The organism is Pyxidicoccus xibeiensis, from assembly GCF_024198175.1.
GTDB classification, from domain to species: domain Bacteria; phylum Myxococcota; class Myxococcia; order Myxococcales; family Myxococcaceae; genus Myxococcus; species Myxococcus xibeiensis.
The window spans coordinates 1,230,805-1,246,733 of the sequence record NZ_JAJVKV010000002.1; the positions used below are offsets into that span (position 1 = coordinate 1,230,805).

At 70.0% G+C, this 15,929-nt stretch carries 14 protein-coding genes; 4 read left to right on the plus strand and 10 right to left on the minus strand.

Annotated features, from left to right (window positions below; genetic code table 11):
- Window positions 1–42: 42 nt before the first annotated feature.
- The 5 genes from LXT23_RS12730 to LXT23_RS12750 form a co-directional block, all read right to left on the minus strand.
- Window positions 43–546 carry a CBS domain-containing protein gene (locus LXT23_RS12730; RefSeq protein ID WP_253980395.1) on the minus strand — a complete coding sequence of 168 codons (504 nt, stop codon included), beginning with the start codon at window positions 544–546 and terminating at the stop codon, window positions 43–45.
- Window positions 547–733: 187 nt separating this feature from the next.
- Complete coding sequence (locus LXT23_RS12735) at window positions 734–1,903, minus strand: NnrS family protein (RefSeq protein ID WP_253980396.1); 1,170 nt, start codon at window positions 1,901–1,903, stop codon at window positions 734–736.
- Entirely contained in the window at window positions 1,900–2,448 is a 549-nt protein-coding gene (locus LXT23_RS12740) for a hemerythrin domain-containing protein (protein ID WP_253980397.1), read from the minus strand. The genes LXT23_RS12735 and LXT23_RS12740 overlap by 4 nt, the downstream gene beginning before the upstream one ends.
- Window positions 2,449–2,453: 5 nt before the next feature.
- Window positions 2,454–3,353: a hypothetical protein gene (locus LXT23_RS12745; RefSeq protein WP_253980398.1), complete on the minus strand. Its 900-nt coding sequence runs from the start codon at window positions 3,351–3,353 to the stop codon at window positions 2,454–2,456.
- Between the two features lie 240 nt (window positions 3,354–3,593).
- The gene (locus LXT23_RS12750) at window positions 3,594–4,031 is read right to left on the minus strand and encodes a DoxX family protein (RefSeq protein ID WP_253980399.1); all 438 of its coding nucleotides are present in this window, start codon (window positions 4,029–4,031) and stop codon (window positions 3,594–3,596) included.
- Between the two features lie 212 nt (window positions 4,032–4,243).
- Here LXT23_RS12750 and LXT23_RS12755 point away from each other — a divergent pair, with 212 nt between their 5' ends.
- Genes LXT23_RS12755 through LXT23_RS12765 form a run of 3 tightly spaced genes read left to right on the plus strand, consistent with a single transcriptional unit; the run spans window position 4,244 to window position 7,405 of the window.
- Window positions 4,244–5,350: a hypothetical protein gene (locus LXT23_RS12755; protein ID WP_253980400.1), complete on the plus strand. Its 1,107-nt coding sequence runs from the start codon at window positions 4,244–4,246 to the stop codon at window positions 5,348–5,350.
- A 47-nt stretch (window positions 5,351–5,397) separates the two neighbouring features.
- Entirely contained in the window at window positions 5,398–5,952 is a 555-nt protein-coding gene (locus tag LXT23_RS12760; RefSeq protein ID WP_253980401.1) for a hypothetical protein, read from the plus strand.
- A gap of 7 nt (window positions 5,953–5,959) precedes the next feature.
- Entirely contained in the window at window positions 5,960–7,405 is a 1,446-nt protein-coding gene (locus LXT23_RS12765) for a DUF6896 domain-containing protein (protein WP_253980402.1), read from the plus strand.
- Window positions 7,406–7,560: 155 nt separating this feature from the next.
- Here LXT23_RS12765 and LXT23_RS12770 read toward each other — a convergent pair whose 3' ends face one another.
- Window positions 7,561–9,711: a DUF4082 domain-containing protein gene (locus LXT23_RS12770; protein WP_253980403.1), complete on the minus strand. Its 2,151-nt coding sequence runs from the start codon at window positions 9,709–9,711 to the stop codon at window positions 7,561–7,563.
- Window positions 9,712–9,918: 207 nt separating this feature from the next.
- Here LXT23_RS12770 and LXT23_RS12775 point away from each other — a divergent pair, with 207 nt between their 5' ends.
- On the plus strand, window positions 9,919–11,826 hold the full coding sequence (locus tag LXT23_RS12775; protein WP_253980404.1) for a M23 family metallopeptidase: 1,908 nt from the start codon (window positions 9,919–9,921) through the stop codon (window positions 11,824–11,826).
- 133 nt (window positions 11,827–11,959) lie between these two features.
- Here LXT23_RS12775 and LXT23_RS12780 read toward each other — a convergent pair whose 3' ends face one another.
- The 4 genes from LXT23_RS12780 to LXT23_RS12795 form a co-directional block, all read right to left on the minus strand.
- A complete protein-coding gene (locus LXT23_RS12780; RefSeq protein WP_253980405.1) occupies window positions 11,960–12,988 on the minus strand; it encodes a helix-hairpin-helix domain-containing protein in 1,029 nt (342 codons plus the stop codon).
- 155 nt (window positions 12,989–13,143) lie between these two features.
- A complete protein-coding gene (locus LXT23_RS12785) occupies window positions 13,144–14,031 on the minus strand; it encodes a dienelactone hydrolase family protein (protein WP_253980406.1) in 888 nt (295 codons plus the stop codon).
- A gap of 111 nt (window positions 14,032–14,142) precedes the next feature.
- The gene (locus LXT23_RS12790; RefSeq protein WP_253980407.1) at window positions 14,143–14,577 is read right to left on the minus strand and encodes a hypothetical protein; all 435 of its coding nucleotides are present in this window, start codon (window positions 14,575–14,577) and stop codon (window positions 14,143–14,145) included.
- A 365-nt stretch (window positions 14,578–14,942) separates the two neighbouring features.
- Window positions 14,943–15,341: a VOC family protein gene (locus tag LXT23_RS12795; protein WP_253980408.1), complete on the minus strand. Its 399-nt coding sequence runs from the start codon at window positions 15,339–15,341 to the stop codon at window positions 14,943–14,945.
- Window positions 15,342–15,929 lie beyond the last annotated feature (588 nt).

The following is a 15,929-nucleotide window of genomic DNA, read 5'->3' on the forward strand; positions in this document are numbered from 1 at the left end:
ACTTTCAACCGGATTGCTATTGCAGTTGTCTGGCGGTGGGGCTCACGGCAGGGCGGCCACCCAGCGCACGAAGTCCATGCTGGTGACGAGGCCCACCACCATGCCCGCCGAGTCCACCACCGGTGCGCGATGCACGCTGGCGCGGGCCATCACTCCGGCGGCCTCCGGGAGGGAGGAGCCCGCCTGGACGACGACGATGCCCTTGGTCATGACATCCGCGGCCGTGGTAGCGGCCTCCACGTCCTGCTCGGAATCGGCGTCGCTCGGGTCCTCGCCGTCGCCGCCATCCATCTGCCAGCGCACCAGGTCCGTCTTCGACACCAGGCCCAGCACCCGGCCCGTGTCGTCCACCACGGGGGCGCCGCTGATGCCGCAGTCGAGCAGCACATCCGCCACGGCCTGCAGCGGCATGTCGTAGGGCACCGTCACCACGTTGCGCGTCATCACCTCCTCCACGGTGCACAGCCTCGGCGCGGGCAGCGCGTCGGGGCGCGCGTCGAACCGGGGAAGACCGGGGATGGACTGGGGCTGAGCGATGGATTGCATGGCGTGCTCCTTCACGGCGGGCCAGGGACGGCGCGTCATCCACCACGGCGACGGGCCTGTCTGGCACCTCCTTCATCCACTGCGGGAATCGTGCCGGGCCCTTCTCCCCTGGGGGCGGCCTCCGGGGTGCGCAGGTCATGCGTTCCGGAGCGCAGCGCCGCAGATGCTGCGGGAAGGCGTCGCCGCCTCAGTGGGGAACGGGCTCGCCCTTCATGGCCGGCAGCAGCAGGTGGGCCCACAGCAGCGTGGCGGCGAGGAAGCACGCCGCGGCCAGGCCCATCCACAGGAAGTAGTGCGCGGGCGCGAGCGCCATCAGCCCGCGCGCCACCACCGCCACGCCCAGCAGGCCGCCCATGGTGCCCACCTGCCAGGGGCGCCCGAGAAGCTGCGCCGGCCTTCCGCCGTGCGAGAGCACCACGTGCACCGACACCGCCAGGGCCATCACCGCGAAGCCTCCGAGGAACACCACGTGCAGCCCCGCCGTGCGCCAGAGCGGCTCGATGGCCACCACCGCGTAGCCCGCGGGCACCAGCCAGGCCGACAGCCAGATGAGCCAGCGGTGCAGGCCCGGCTGCGAGGGCGGACGCCAGAGCGCCGTCGGGCCCACCAGCGCCGCCGCCACCACCGCCGCGCGCACGCCGTGCCCCAGCCGCGAGGACACCCCCTGCTCCAGCACGAAGGAGAGCGCGAAGAGGCCCGCCGCCGCCAGGTGCAGTCCCTGGAGCAGCCGCCGCTCCGCGCCCGTCTCCACCTTCGGAGGCTGGCCATGCAGGAACATGGGCAGCAGCATCCCGCCCACGCCCAGCACCAATCCAGTGAAGAGCCCCTGCGTCAGCAGCGCCGAGCCGAGCGCGTGCTGCCAGCCCATCCCGAACGCGGGCAGCAGCGAGCCCACGAGCCCGAGCCCCACCGAGATGGGCACCCACACCATCCCCTCCGGGATGCCCAGGCCGCCTCCGGGCCGCAGCACACGCGGCAGCACGAAGCCCAGCAGCAGGGCCAGCATGGCCACGAAGAAGCCCTGCGAGACTGCCCACGCCCCGGCCCACGCGCAGGCCGTCACCGCCACGGGCAGCAGCAGGGCCAGCGCCAGCTGCCAGAGCGCGGGCCCCTCCGTGCGCGTGCGGCGCGGGATGAAGGTGAAGAGGAAGCCCAGGGCGAAGCACATCATGAAGCCCTGCACCTGCGTCAGCGCATGGAAGGCCGCGCGCCAGCCCACGTCCAGCCCCACCGCGTACAGCAGCCAGTGGCCCACGCCCGCCCAGCCGAGCAGCGCGCCCAGGGGGAAGAGCAGGCGGTAGGGCTCCCGGCGGAGCGTGGCAAGGCGAGGCGAGGGGCTGGCGGGCGTGGGGCTCATGGCTGCATTCCTCGGCGGGCGCGCAGCTCCGCGCGCAGGGCCTGTTGCTCCTGGGGCGCCAGCATGCGGCTGGCCAGGGGAAAGAGGACGCGCTCCTCCAGCTGGAGGTGGGTCTCCATCAGCTGGGTCAGGGTCTCGGTGGGCTCGCGCAGGGCGGAGAGCGGGGTGGGCCGCGAGGCCGCGGGGGCCTCCAACTGCCGCCACCGCGCCACCAGCCTCTCCACCCGCGTGTCGATGACGCGATGCTGCGCCTGCATGGCCTCCAGGGCTTCACGGGCCTCCGGGGGCAGCGGCAGCGCACGCAGGCGGGGGGCGAGCGAGAGGTCCTCGTCCGCCACGTGCTTGTCCAGGCCGAGCGTGAAGTAGCGCACCAGGCGCCGGGCGGCGTCCGCCACCTCCTCGTCGCGGGCGCCGTCCGCCTCCGCCAACCGCTGCCCCATTGCGAGGAAGGTGCGGATGCGGCCGTGGCAGTCCCGCAACATGTCGAAGGGCGTCTCGGGGGCGGTGGGGGACGCGGCCGTGGCGAGGCGGAGCGGAACGAGCATGGCCGTCAGAAGTTCAGGGGCAGGTCCAGCTGCGCGATGCCGTAGTGCTGCGGCTTCATGGGCGCATCGAAGGGCAGGGCGTAGGAGAGGCCGGGCCGCAGCGTCAGCGTGTCGCCGAGCTTCACATGGAAGCGCGTGCCCAGCGCCGCGGTGGTGTTGTCGCGCAGGGCCTCCGTGGTCACCGTGGTGGGGGTGGACAGCCAGCGCTGGTGGCGCACCTCCGCGCCGAGCGACAGCCAGGGGGCGACGAAGTAGCCCACGTGGACGCCCGCGGTGAAGTTGGTTCGCGACGCATCCGCCTGCACCGCCTCGCCCCGCACCCGCGTGAGCTGCAGCACGGTGGCTTCCGCCTGCACGGTGAGCCCGTCGCTGACGTAGGCGAGCTCCACGCCGGGGAAGACGGTGAAGTCATTCACCGCGAACATCGCGTTGTCCATGGCCGAGCGCGCGAGGATGCCCGAGCGCGCGGCCGCCGCCGCCGTCGCGTCCGGCGTGTCGCCTCCGCCCATGCCGACCGGCACGGTGACGCCCAGGAAGAGGGCCAGGCGCAGCGACTCGCTGAGCGGAATGCCGTAGGTGCCGCCGAGCACGGGGTTGACGAACGCGGTGCCAGAGTCGCCCGCGCCGGGCGCGTTGTGCACCACGCCCACGCGCACGAGGGGCGCGAAGCTCGGCGTCACCTTGTAGCTGAGGAGGAACAGCGAGGCGGTGGTGACGGTGTCCGGCACGCCGACCGTCGGGTGCGACACCGCGACGGAGGTGTCCAGCCGCGCCACGTTCGCGGGCGCGGCGGGGCGCAGCTGCCAGGGTAGAGAGTAGGGGGCCGGCGCGGCGGAAGCCGCCAGCGGCGCGAGGGCCGCGAGGGCGATGGCGAGGCGGAGGGAAGGGCGCGCGAAGTGGGGCATGCGGTTCTCCAGGGGCACTCCCCGTCACACAGCAGGGAGCGTGCCAGTCGCCCGGGAGCGCGTTGCCCCGCACGCCCCACCTCCGAGGCGCAGGATGTGCGAGCCCGAGTGCCACCCCGCAGAATGTGCGGGAGCGAGGGAGCGAGCAGGCCCCGCTTCGCCGGGCACCACGGCGGCCACTCCGCTCCCCCGCCAGGCGCACTGCTCGAACGGCCCCCGCGCTCCGGCTGCTGCGCGGCGCTACCGGGAGCGCTTCGACGCGCGATAGGCGGCCCACGCGCCGGTCGACCACAGGGCCCAGGCGACGAGGACGGGCTGGAAGAAGAGCCGGATGAGCCGCGCCCTGTCGGTGTCGAGCCCGAACGCGCTGATGCCCTGGGTGTACTGCGAGATGTTGCCCGGGAAGATGGCGACGAAGAACGCCGCCACCACCCATCCGACCTGGGTGCGCCAGCGGCGCGCGAAGATGAGTGCCGCGCCGAGCATCAACTCGACCACGCCCGAGGCGAGGACGACGAAGTCGGCATCGACGGGGACCCACTTCGGGACCTGCGCCAGGAACTCGGTGCGGGACCACGTGAGGTGGCCCGCGCCCGCGAGGAGCAGGGTCGCTCCCAGCCAGATGCGTGCAACGGTCTTCAGGAGACTGGGACGTGCCACGGCAACGTCTTGAGTCATGACTCCTCCAGGAGCAGTTCGTGGATGCGGGCCGGCGGGACGTGAGCCGCGGGGTGGATATATTGTTTCAAATTGAATTGTGCGCAACCATATCTTGGCTCCTCGGACATCTGGCCGCTGGCTGGGAGCCCGCTTCGTGACCTAGGCTCCAGGGTGGCCCGGCCCTTGAACTCCTCGTGGGTGACGGCCCCCTGAGCAACGGTAAGGAACACATGATCCGCTCGTCTCTCGTCGTCCTGGCTCTCTCGGCAACGGTGGCAGTCGCCGCCTCCTGCAGCTCGTCGGAGCCGGTCCCGGACGGTCCGTCGGACCCGGTGCCGGGCCTTCCAAGCATCGTGAGCTTCAACGCGACGTCCGCGACCATCGCCTCGGGCGAGTCCGCCGAGCTGTCCTGGGAGGTCACCGGCGCGAAGACGGTTTCCATCAGTGAAGGCGTGGGTGAGGTGAGCGGAAAGTCGGTGCAGGTCCGCCCGGAAGCGACGACGACGTACACGCTCACGGCGACCAACGAGCGTGGCAGCACCACCGCGAACACCACCGTCGCCGTGAGCACGGCGGGTGGGACGGATATCTCCGGGAGCCTCACGACGCGCACGCTGACATTCGCGGGCTCGCCGTACCGGGTGACGGGAGACCTGACGGTGCCGGCGGGGAGCCGGCTCACCCTCGAGCCCGGCGTCCGCCTGGTCTTCGCGGGGCACTTCAAGCTTGCCGTGTACGGGCGCATCACCGCGCAGGGCACCACCGCGAGGCCCATCGTCTTCACCGCCGCCAATCCCACCACCGGCTGGGCCGGAATGCGGCTGGCGGCGACGTCGGATGCCGGTGCGGACTTCCTCGAGCGCTGCATCTTCGAGTACGGCAACAAGGATGGCGGTCAGAACGGCATGGGCGAGGACGGCTCGTACTCCGAGGACGCCGGTGGGGCGCTCTGGATTGGCTCCCGCGCGAACGTGAACGTGAACTACAACGAGTTCCGCTTCAACAAGGCGCCCACGTATGCAGGCGCGCTGATGCTCATCGCGCCGACCAGCTCGGGCGTCGCCACCGGGAACAACTTCCATGACAACTCGGTCACCGGTCCGCGCACCCAGTTCGGAGGCGTGGGAGGGGCGGTCAACACCGCGCACCTCCCGGCCAGCAACAACTGGACCTTCCGCGGCGGCGAGTTCCGCAACAACCGGGCCCACGCGGGCGGGGCGCTCTACTTCTTCGACAGCAACGTGACGATCGACGGAATCGAGATGTCGGGCAACACCCCGAACAACTGGGCGACGCCGGAGCCGCAGCGGCTGACGGTCGTCAACACGCCGAAGTAGCGCCCGGCACCTGGGTGGTCTGAATCCACCCAGGTTGAAAAATTGCCATGCCTCGGTATCGTGACGGAGAGCTGCTTCACGAAAACGAGGAGTTGCAGATGCAGTGCCCCAGCTGTGGCCGGCAGTGTTCCGCGCAGGCGAAGTGGTGTGTGGGTTGTCGCACCCGCTTCGATACGGCGCCCGTTGGTGCCACCCCGGTGGAGCCGGCGGGTGGTTTGGAGTCACCGGGAGGGCGAGGCCTGTCGTTCCCGGTGCTGGTGCTCGGGGGCCTGGTGCTCGCGGGTGGCGGTTGGATGAAGCACCGTGCCGACCGGGCGGAGGAGGCGCGACTCCAGGCGGAAGCGGCGGCCGCTGCCCGGAAGCCCGCTGGGAAGACCTCCGACGAGCTCTACGCCGAGCAGCAGGCGCAGATGATGTCGGGCTACAATTCCCAGCGTGCCGAGCAGCGCAAGAAGGACGACCTGGACCGGATGTCCAAGTCCATGGAGAGCCTGCCGACCCATGGGGAGGCCGCGAGGGTGAGGGCCGCCGAACAGATGGAGGGCCTCAAGCAGCCCCAGAAGCCCCTCGACCTGTCTCCGAATCCGTGGGGGCCGAAGTGAGAGAAGGGTGACGGACTCGAAGAGCGCGCGGAGACTCGAGGCGGCGGTGCGTGCCGTGGTGTCGGAGGCTCCCGCGCCCACGCAGGTGGAGCTCCTGCGCGAGGACGTGCTGCCGACAGTGCATGGCTGGCTCCTGCTGTGCCTGTTGAGGCAGGTCCGCCGGCAGCAGTGGGTGCTGCGGATGGTGAGGGAGCGCATCACCGGCCGCGGGCTCGACGAGGACGAAGGCCCCGTGCCGGGCTACGCGGGCTGGCAGTACAGCTTCCATGGCATCGGCTGCTGCTTCGAGGGCCCGGGCGAGCTCATCGACATGGACTTCCATGACGAGGAGGGCGCGTCCATCGACGCGTACTTCTTCGCCCGGCGAATCCAGTCGCTCGCCGAGCCCGCGCTCCCCGAGGCCCGCCTGCGCACGCTCCTGCCCGGTGAGGCACTCCTGGTGGACGCCATCGATGACCTGCGCGCCGGCGGGCTCTTCGGACGGCCCGAGCCGGGGATGTCCCTCCGGCTGCCACCCGGTCTGGAGGCGCTCGCGGAGGCCGCCGAGGCACTCGACCTGTCGAGCGATGAAGCCACCGCGCGGTGCCTGGCGCACCTGCGGGACTTCGAGGCGCTGGCGTCGCGCCCTGGCGGCGAGGTGTTCCAGGCGAAGGCCGAGCTCATGCGCAGGTCCAGGCGCGACTGGCTCCTCGCGCACTCCGGGACGCCCGGGACGGCGAGGGAGGCCTTCTCCGCCCTGCGGGGGCTCGCCACGGACGAGGAGCTGATCCGCACCTGCACGCGCGTCCTCGAGGGCCCGGTGTCCTCCGCGACGGGGGATGCGGTGAACCGGCTGGATGCGATGCCTGGGGCCGCCGGGAGCGAGGCCGTGCTGCACCTCGCCCTGCACCGGCTGTCCCCCTGCCAGCACCACCCCTATCCCATGCACGCCGCCGCGAGGTACCTGCTCCGGCGCAACGTGGAGCGGGAGCGCGTGCTCGCGGCGATGCTGGCCTTCGCCCGGGTGGACCCGGTGAAGGGCTACCGGGGCAACCCCTATATCGGAGAGTTCGCGCTGCTCGCGCTGGAGCATGCGCACGAACACGCGCGAGAGCTGGTCCGCCTGGCGCTGCGCTCCAGCGTGCCCGCGGCGCGGCAGCTCGTGGCGGCCGTGCTCTTCGTGCTGGACAGGCCCTGGTGTCACCATGAGCTGGCGGCGGCCCTTCATGAGTCGGACCGGGAGCCGGGCTCGCTGGTGATTGCGGTGGCGCTGTCCCGGAGCCCCTCGGACCTGGCACGCGCCTTCGCCGCGCGCTGGCGCAGGGAACACCCGCTGCCTCCGTCGGAAGGCCCGGGCTTCACCTGGGCGGAGGTGGAGGAGGCGAACGCCTCCGGCTGGTTCGACGTGGAGGTGGAGAAGGCGCGGAAGTGGGTGGAGCGGGCGGGAGCCCACGTTCCCCAGACGCTTCCCTGAAAGAGCAGCGCCCCCCGTCGCTCAGGTCCGCCGCGCTCCGGGCGGGCTCTCGACGCGGTAGCGCAGATACACCATGGCAGGGCTCGCCCAGGAAGGAACGAGGCGCTTCCAGCGGGCCCGTCCCTCGTGAAGGAACGGGCCCGAGTCCGGCAGCTTCAGTCCGGGATGCGGTAGTTGTGGTGCGTGTACTCGGCGGCGAAGGAGTCGGTGAACCTCCCGCCGGAGTAGGGGATGGAGCGGTTCTCGCCAATCACCTCGATGGTGCCGCTCGCGGGCAGCTCGGGCGGCAGGGTGAAGGTGTACGTCCCGCTGGCGAACTGCCGCTTCTGCATGGCGAAGACGTAGGCCGCGTTGTCGCGGTACTTGAGCATCGTGCTCAGGTTCGGGTTGAACTGCCACACGTAGGACTGCGTGTTGAGCACCCGCGCGAGCGACTTCACCTCGGCGTTGAGCTTCTTCACCCGGTCACGCGTGGCCTGGTAGGCGGGGCGCGTGTCATTGAGCACGTCCGAGGTCGACGGGTTCGCGGTGGTGTTGGAGAAGACGTGCGAGAAGTACGCGACGATGCGCGCCTCGTGGATGAGCGTGGACCACACCGCGCCTTCAACCTGGTTGGCGTTGATGAGGCGCCCCGTGGCCTGTCCGCCGAGCTCGACGACGACGCCCAGGGGGATTCGCGGGACGCCGTTGTTGCCGTACGACGCGCCGGAGCGCAGGCCGGTCATCAGGACTTCGCCGTAGTTCGCCGCGCGGCGCACCTCGCCGGCGGGAATGCCGAACCAGGTGACCGCCTCGGCGCCGATGTTCTCGTCCGTGTAGAAGTAGATGTCCCCCGTGGCCACGCCGAGCCGCCACTTCGCTCGCGGGTCCGGCCCGTCCGCGCCGCAGAGGAACGTGGCCCGCTCGTCGTCCGACTCCCACATCAGCGCGCCCTTGCCGACGTTGGCGTAGATGAGGGCGTTCGGGTTGTTCAACCGCTCGTAGAGGGTGTTGTAGACGGTGAAGCCGCAGCGGCGCGGCTGGTCCGGCACGCACGTGTCGTGCTCCGGATGGTTGATGTAGCCGGTCCAGGGATTCCAGCCCGGCCCGCCCCACATGTCCGTCTCGTCGTCGAAGCTCGCGCCGACGGCCTCACCGCCCAGGCCGTTGCCCGCGAGGTTCCAGATGCCGTACTGCCGCATCCACCCCGCCGAGCTCTCGTTGACGTTGTACGTCTCGAGGAACGTGTTGATGCCATGCGCCGCGTCGGTGCTGAAGCGCCACTCCGCTTCGGAGTACGCGCCCCAGTAGCCGATGGGGAAGAAGTCCTCGGAGGTCCACGGCGTGCCCGCCATGGCCGGGAAGCGCGCGTAGTACGACGGTCCGCCCTCCCACGGCACACGCGGCAGGCTCAGCCCGGGGGGCGGCGGCTCCGAGGACGTGGTGGCCGAGGCCGTGTTGGACGCGGGGCCCAGGTTGCCGGCGGCGTCACGGGCCCTCACCGAGTACGAGTAGAGCGTGGACGGCGTGAGCCCGATGTCCTTGTAGCCGAGCGTGCCCCCGGAGACGGAGGTGACCTCCGTGCCGCCGCGGAAGATGACGTAGGCCGTCACGCCGATGTTGTCCGTGGCCGCGGTCCAGGTGAGCTGGATGGCGCCCGCCGTGGACGCCGCCGCGGCGAGGGCGCCTGGAGCGGTGGGCGCGCTCGTGTCGGCGGTGGAGGTGAAGAGCACGTCCACGAAGTAGTTGGTGCTCTGGTAGCTCTGCGTGGGGAAGCCGCCGCTGCCGTAGAGATAGACGCCATTCTCGCCGTCCACGCCGGAGGCCAGCGCCGTCAGGGGGCCGTTCGTGGTGCCCTGGCTCGCGAAGGCGTTGCCCGTGGCCGAGTAGCGGCCGCGCGGCGACAGGTACGAGGCGACGTACGTGGTGTTGGCGGAGATGCTCACCGGCGTGGCGAAGCGCACCGTCTGCCACCCCGTGGCCGTCTCGTTGGTGAACGTCGCGGACGCGAGCCGCTGTCCCGAGCGGCTCCAGAGGCTGCCCACGTGCGTCCCGCTGTTCGCCGAGCTGCCCTTGTAGAAGCGGATGCCCGCCACGGTGCCCGGAACGCTGGAACGGAACTTCACGCCCAGCTCGACGGACGCCGTGTCCGGGTCCGCGAGGGTGGTGGGGGTGACACTCGCGCCGAAGATGCTGACCTCGGCCGCGAGGGGACTGGACGCAGCGGCCTTCAAGTCCGCGTCCGAGGTGCCACCCGTACAACTGGTGAACAGGCTCAGCGCCAGCAGTCCAAGGAGGGAGCGCAGGTGATGGTGAGGCTGAAGCATGTCAAAGCTCCTGTAACAAAGTGTCTGTTGCAGAAGCGTTGAGTAACCCGGCGACGACCTGAAATTAAGTGAAAGATGCGAATCTCGTGTGAAGCGTGATTGTCCGTTCCCGGTGCATCCCTGCGAGGGGGGGTGAGGGGAAGAAAGGGGGGATTGCGTTGGGTGGGGACAGGCGCGAAGGCGCGCCCCTTCCAAGGAGCAGTACCCATGTCGTCCCGTCTTCGTTCCGCCGCCCGGCTCGCCGCCGCGGCCATCGCCACCGCCAGCGTCGGTGCTTCCGCGCAGACCTACGGTTTTCCCGGCAGCAGCTCGGACCTCCCCGAGGGCAGCCACTGGTGGATCTCCAGCGACCACTCCGGCACGGAGAACCGCGACCTCAGCGCCGTGCGCTTCGACGCCACCGAGCAGCGGTTCACCCGCGTGAAGATTCCCTTCGCGGACTACGCGGTGAACCCCAAGAACTCCGACTGGGTCATCTACGGACTGCCGGTCTCCGCCATCGCGGACGGCGAGGTGCTGACGTGCTGGCGCAACGCCCCGGAGGGCCTCAAGCCGATGGTGCACGGCGGTGACGACGTGCCCAACCCGGGCCGCGCCGCGAATCCGCCCATCATCCCTCGCTCCGGCAACCACCTGAACGTCCTCACGAACGACGGGAAGGTCATCCTCTACGCGCACATGCAGCCGGGCAGCATCCCGGAGGCGCTGTGCCCCTTCAACGACCCCTACGTGGCGAACGCGGAGGACCGGGTAGGGGACCTTCCCCGCGAGACGATGGTGCCCGCCACGCAGCGGGCGAAGGTGAAGCGTGGGCAGTTCATCGGACGCGTGGGCAGCTCCGGCGCTTCCTCGAATCCGCACCTGCACGTGCACCTGAAGGCGATGCTGAGCGAGACGACGATGGGGCCGTCCCTGCCGCTGCCGTTCTCCCAGGCCTGGCAGAAGGATGGGGCGGTGACGTACGACTCGTCGCTCGACTTCGTTCCGCTGCGCGCCGAGGCGCTCAACCAGTTCCCCTCCGCCATCCACCCCGACCCCCTGCTGCGCCGGGGCTCCATCACCGGTGACGCCGCCATGGAGGTGGCGATGGAGGCCGCGGGCGACACGGTGGTGACGGCCACGCGCGACATCTCCGGGCGGCTCGTGATGGGGTCCTGGCGGCTCGCCGGGGACGGCACCTTCACGAAGCTCTCCGGAGTCTCCACCGGCGAAGCGGCGACCTACCTGGGCGTGGCGAACCCCGGCCTGGGCCGCGACGTGGTGACGGCCGCGCGGGACGGCGACGGCAAGCTCAAGCTCATCGCCTGGCGCGTCTCCTCGACGGGCGTCTTCACCCGCAAGGCCGAGGCGGGGGGGGATGAGATTTCCAGCCAGCTGGCGCTCGCGTCCATTCCGGGCGGCAGCCTGGGCGTGGTGAGCGCCGTGCGCGATGCGGCGGGCCGCCTGAAGGTCAGCACCTGGGAGACCTCCTCCACCCTGGACACGATGACCCGCCGGGGCAACGGCTTCGGCGAGGACGCCACCCAGGTCGCGCTCTCGCCCGTCGCCTTCGGCCGGGTGGCGGGGGATGCAGGCGTCTTCCAGGGCGTCGTCACGGCAGTGCGCACGCCCGCGGGCAAGCTGAGCGTCACGGCCTGGGAGATCGGCTCGACGGGCGTGGTCTTCAAGCGCGGGACCTACGTGGGCGGCGACGTGGCGGACGTGGCCATCAGCACCCTCACCATCGGCTCCAACGTGCGGGACGTGGTGGTGGTCAGCGCCCGGCTGCCCACGGGCGCGCTGCGCAACATCTCCTTCGACGTCACCGCGGCGGGCCAGCTCGTGCGCCGTGACGACGAGGACGCCGGAAGCATCGCGGACGTGCAGTCGGCGCGGGTGGTGGGCCAGCACCTGGTGACCTCGCTGCGTGACTCGGCGGGCAACCTGCGCGTGTACACCTGGGACGTGGACGCGGACAGCCAGCTGCACCGCACCGGACAGGAGCTCGCGGGGGACATCCTGGACGGGACGGCGGTCACCTCCACCTATGTGGGCGCCCGCTTCGTCATCACCGCCGTGCGCCTGGCCTCGGGCGGCGACGTGCGGTTGATTGCCTGGGACGCGAACCTTCCGTAGACGCGCACTGCCCTGCCGCCGGGTGCCTCTCCGCCATGAGGCGAGGATGCGCCCGGCGGCGACCACGTCATGGCGCGCTACTGAAGGATGCCGTGCTTGATGGGGAGTATCAGTCCCCGAGGGCGCGTGGCCCTCACTCGCTCCACGAGGTCTCGGTCATCACGCTGAAGCCGGACTGCGTGTCGATGAAGAAGGCGATGTTGTTCATGCCCCAGTACCGCCACACGGACCAGCTGAGGTAGCACCCCTTGAACGTGCGCCCGGCAATGCGCGCATCGAGGTCCGCCAGGCCGCTGTCGATGACGCTCTGGGAGATGTGGCCCTGGCGGTTGGCATAGGACACGGCGTGCTCGACGTCGGCACGCACCTCGGCGGCGTCCGCCAGGTTCGGGCGGATGCTGACTTCCTGCATGTGCGGGAGGAGTGCCGGGTCGATGCCGAAGCACTCCAGGGATTCGAGGTAGCGCAGGTGCGTCGGGTCCCACACGATCTGCTGCCAGTCGAAGTCGAGCGCCATGTCCGTGCGATTGCCCACGGGCAGCGGCGTCGCGTTCACCTGGTCGACGAGCGCCTCGAGGGCGCGGCCCAGCGTGGCGGCGTTGCGGATGTTGCGGAAGCTCACCGGGCCAATGCCCGAGGTGCCGGAGATGCCCTGGGCCGAGGTGAACGGGCGCAGGTTGAGGAGGTTCGTCGCGCCATTCCAGGCATAGGGGAGGATGGCATGCAGCTCACCGGGGTTGATGCTGTTGACCAGCGCCACCATCGCGTGCTCGTCGTCGGTGGAGATGGCCAGCTCATCCTGGATGCCGACGCAGCTGGGGCCGATGAGGCCCCCGGCACGGGCGCCGCCCTCGAGCTGCTGGAGGCGGGCCGAGCCGACGCCAGGGACCGAGGCGACGTCCGCCAGCGTGACGAAGGGCGACGTCGTGCGCCGGGTGACGAGGTTGTTGGCGGTGTCGCCCGGCACGTACGCACCCAGCGTCTGGAGCGAAGCCGTGTTGACGAAGGTGATGATGCCCTGGCACTCGGGGGCAACGTCCACGTCCGTCACGGTGAGCGGCGCCTGCTGGCGTCCGAGCACTTCGGAGGAGGGTTCGGATTCGGAAGCACCGCAGCCCGCGAACAGGCTCACGGCGAGTAGGGCTGAGCCGAGACGACGCATCTGGGGACTCCTGGTGGACACGGCGAGGGGAAGGCGGCCGGCATGCTAGCGCACGCGGCTCGCGCCATCCCAGCACTGCCCCCGGAGGCGGTGTCACAGACTGGTAACACCGTTGCAGGTCAGGCTTCCTCGTCGGGCCTCGGCGTGAGGAGGCGTCAGCGCAGGTGCTTGTTGAAGAACTCCAGCGTCCGGGTCCAGGCGAGCTTCGCGGCCTTGGGGTCGTAGCGCGGCGTCGTGTCGTTGTTGAAGCCGTGCTGGGTGCCCGGATACGTGAACGCCTGGTAGTCCACCTTGTTCGCCTTCAGCGCTTCCTCGTACGGAGGGAAGCTCGTGTTGACGCGCGGGTCGGTCTCGGCGAAGTGGATCAGCAGCGGCGCTTTGATCTTCCCTACCTCTTCGGGCGCCGGTGAGGTGCCGTAGAAGGGCACGGCTGCCGCGAGCTTGGGCACCCGCGACGCGAGGATGTTCGCCATGGCGCCGCCGTAGCAGAACCCGACCACGCCGACCTTGCCCGTCGAGTCCGGCCGCTTCATCAGCCACTGGACGGCCGCGACGAAGTCTTCTCGCGACTTCGTCTGGTCCAGCTTCTGGAAGAGCGTACGCGCTTCGTCTTCGGTGCCGGGGTAGCCGCCGAGCGGGAAGAGCGCGTCGGGAGCGAACGCCATGAAGTCCTCCAGCGCCAGCCGCCGCGTGATGTCCTCGATGTGCGGATTGAGGCCTCGGTTCTCATGGATGACGAGAATCGTGGGTAGCTTGCCCTTGGCCTTCGCCGGACGCGCCAGGTAGCCACGCATCTTGCCGTAGCCCTTCGGTGAGTCGTACTCCGCGTACTCCGTCTTCAGCCGCGCGTCGTCCTTTTGGACCTGCTGCGCTTCCGCGAACTTCGGCGACAGCAGGCCCAGCAGCATGGCGGCGGTGACGCCGCCGGTGGCAAAGCGCGCCGCCCTCTCGAGGAAGCCGCGGCGATCGATGTCGCCGTGCACGTACGCATCGAAGAGGAGCAGCAGGTCCTGGTCGAAATCTTCAGCGCGCTTCATCTCCATGTGCTCCTCCGTGGACGTGAGCCCTTCGCTGCCGGCCATATCAACTTCGAGGTCGGCCAATACAGCGTTCGTCGGGCCTGACGTCCCTGGAGAAGGGGGCGCGTTCAGTTCCTAGCGGAGTGAACCCGAACCCTCCCCGGTCCGCAGCATCGTGTCGGACGCCGCCGGTTGGAAGCGCCCGCGCGCGCCGCGCTGGAACAGCCAGGCGGCGCCGAGAAACAGGGCGATGAAGCCAGCGTTGAGCGTCAGGACCTCGGCCGGCGGGCTCCACGGCATCCCCCATCCGGCGAGCACCGCCATTACGGCGATCGCGGCCTGGGTGACGGCCATCGCAACCATGGTGCGGGCCATGCCGGCCGCGCGCAGGCGCACGATGAAGGCACCGGAGAGGCCGACGAGCAGCACACCGCCGTAGAGCAGGTTGGTGCGGTCGCCGTCCGCGCCGATGATGCCGACGCCGAGGCCCAGCCAGATGAGGCTGAGCGAGGCAAAGAGAGCGAGGCCAAGGGCGGCCCGGTACGCGGTGGTGGGGGTCGCGGTTCGCATGGGCGTGTCTCCGGTGGCGATGATGGAAAGGGCCACGGTGTGAGTCAGGGGTGACCCTTGGTTGGGTCGGGCCCCCATGAGGCACACCTAAGGTGGCACCTCCGCGCGAGGGCGGCGGGGCGGTCAGGGCCAGCGGTCGAAATCCGGCGCCAGGCGTCGCAGGGAGCAGGCGGCCGGCATCAGCGGGCGGCTCTTACAGCGAGGCGCCTCCGCTTCGAGCCGAGAGCCCTCACGACCGCACGCTGAGCGGCCTCACATCGGGCGCCTGCCATGCGAGACAGAAGCGCCCGGACCACCGAGCGCCCCACGGTCAAGCTGCCGTGGGGCACTCCTGGGACGGGCGCTGAGCAGCCCGGCCGGCCGCATCAGGCCTGCGGCGCCATCCAGACCAGGTTCCACAGGTGGCCGTCGAGGTCCTCGAAGCCCTGGTCATACATGAAGCCGCGGTCCTCGGGCGGATGCGGAGTACGGCCGCCGGAGGCGACGGCCTTGGCGATCAGACGGTCCACTTCTTCCCGGCTCTCGCAGCTCAGGGCGATGATGACCTCGTTGGCCTCCTTCGCCTGCACGACGGGCTTGTCGATGAGGGACTTGAAGAACGCTTCGGTCATCAGCATGGCATGAATGCTGCCCTCTGCGATGACCATGAACGCAACGCTCTCGTTGCTGAACTGTGGATTGAAGCTGAAGCCGAGCGCGGAAAAGAAGGCCTTGGACTTGTCCAGATCCTTGACCGGCAGGTTGAAGATGATCTGCTTGTTCATGACGTCCCGTGTCGAAAGGTGGGTTGAAAAACGGGTCCTGCCTCCGGACGACGAACGGTGACGCAGGAGATCGACAGGCGCGCGAAGAGAATTTTCGCTGCGAGGGCGCTCACCAGACCGCTTCGCTGTTGCGCCACGCCGGCAGTTCTCGCAGGAGCAGGGTGGTGGCGGTGGCGGGGGGCGCCAACAGCCCGCCGGCCACGCAAAAACTGGGCCGCGTCACCCTCCACTCCATCTTCCCTATCGAAATGGGCTGAGGAAGCGCGGGTAGCTGGAGCGGGACGGCGGACGGGTTCCGCGATACCGCCGCCCCTGCATCCGGCTCAGCGCTTCGACTTCGTCTTGCGCGCGGCAGCGCTCTCCTCGGCCGATCTGCGTTTGTAGCGCTGCCGCTCGATTCGAGTTGGTGGCGCGAGGGGGGTCAGAAATTCCTGTCGCCTGCCCCCCTCGCCCGGGGAGCGCTCAGGGCGTGAGAAAAAATGAGTCTTCCGGCTCGCCGAGCCACCCTTGCGCGATGGCGAGCAGGAGGTTGTGGGCGACGAGTGCGAGCAACCAGGCCGCTTCGGCTCGCTTGCGACCTCGTACGTG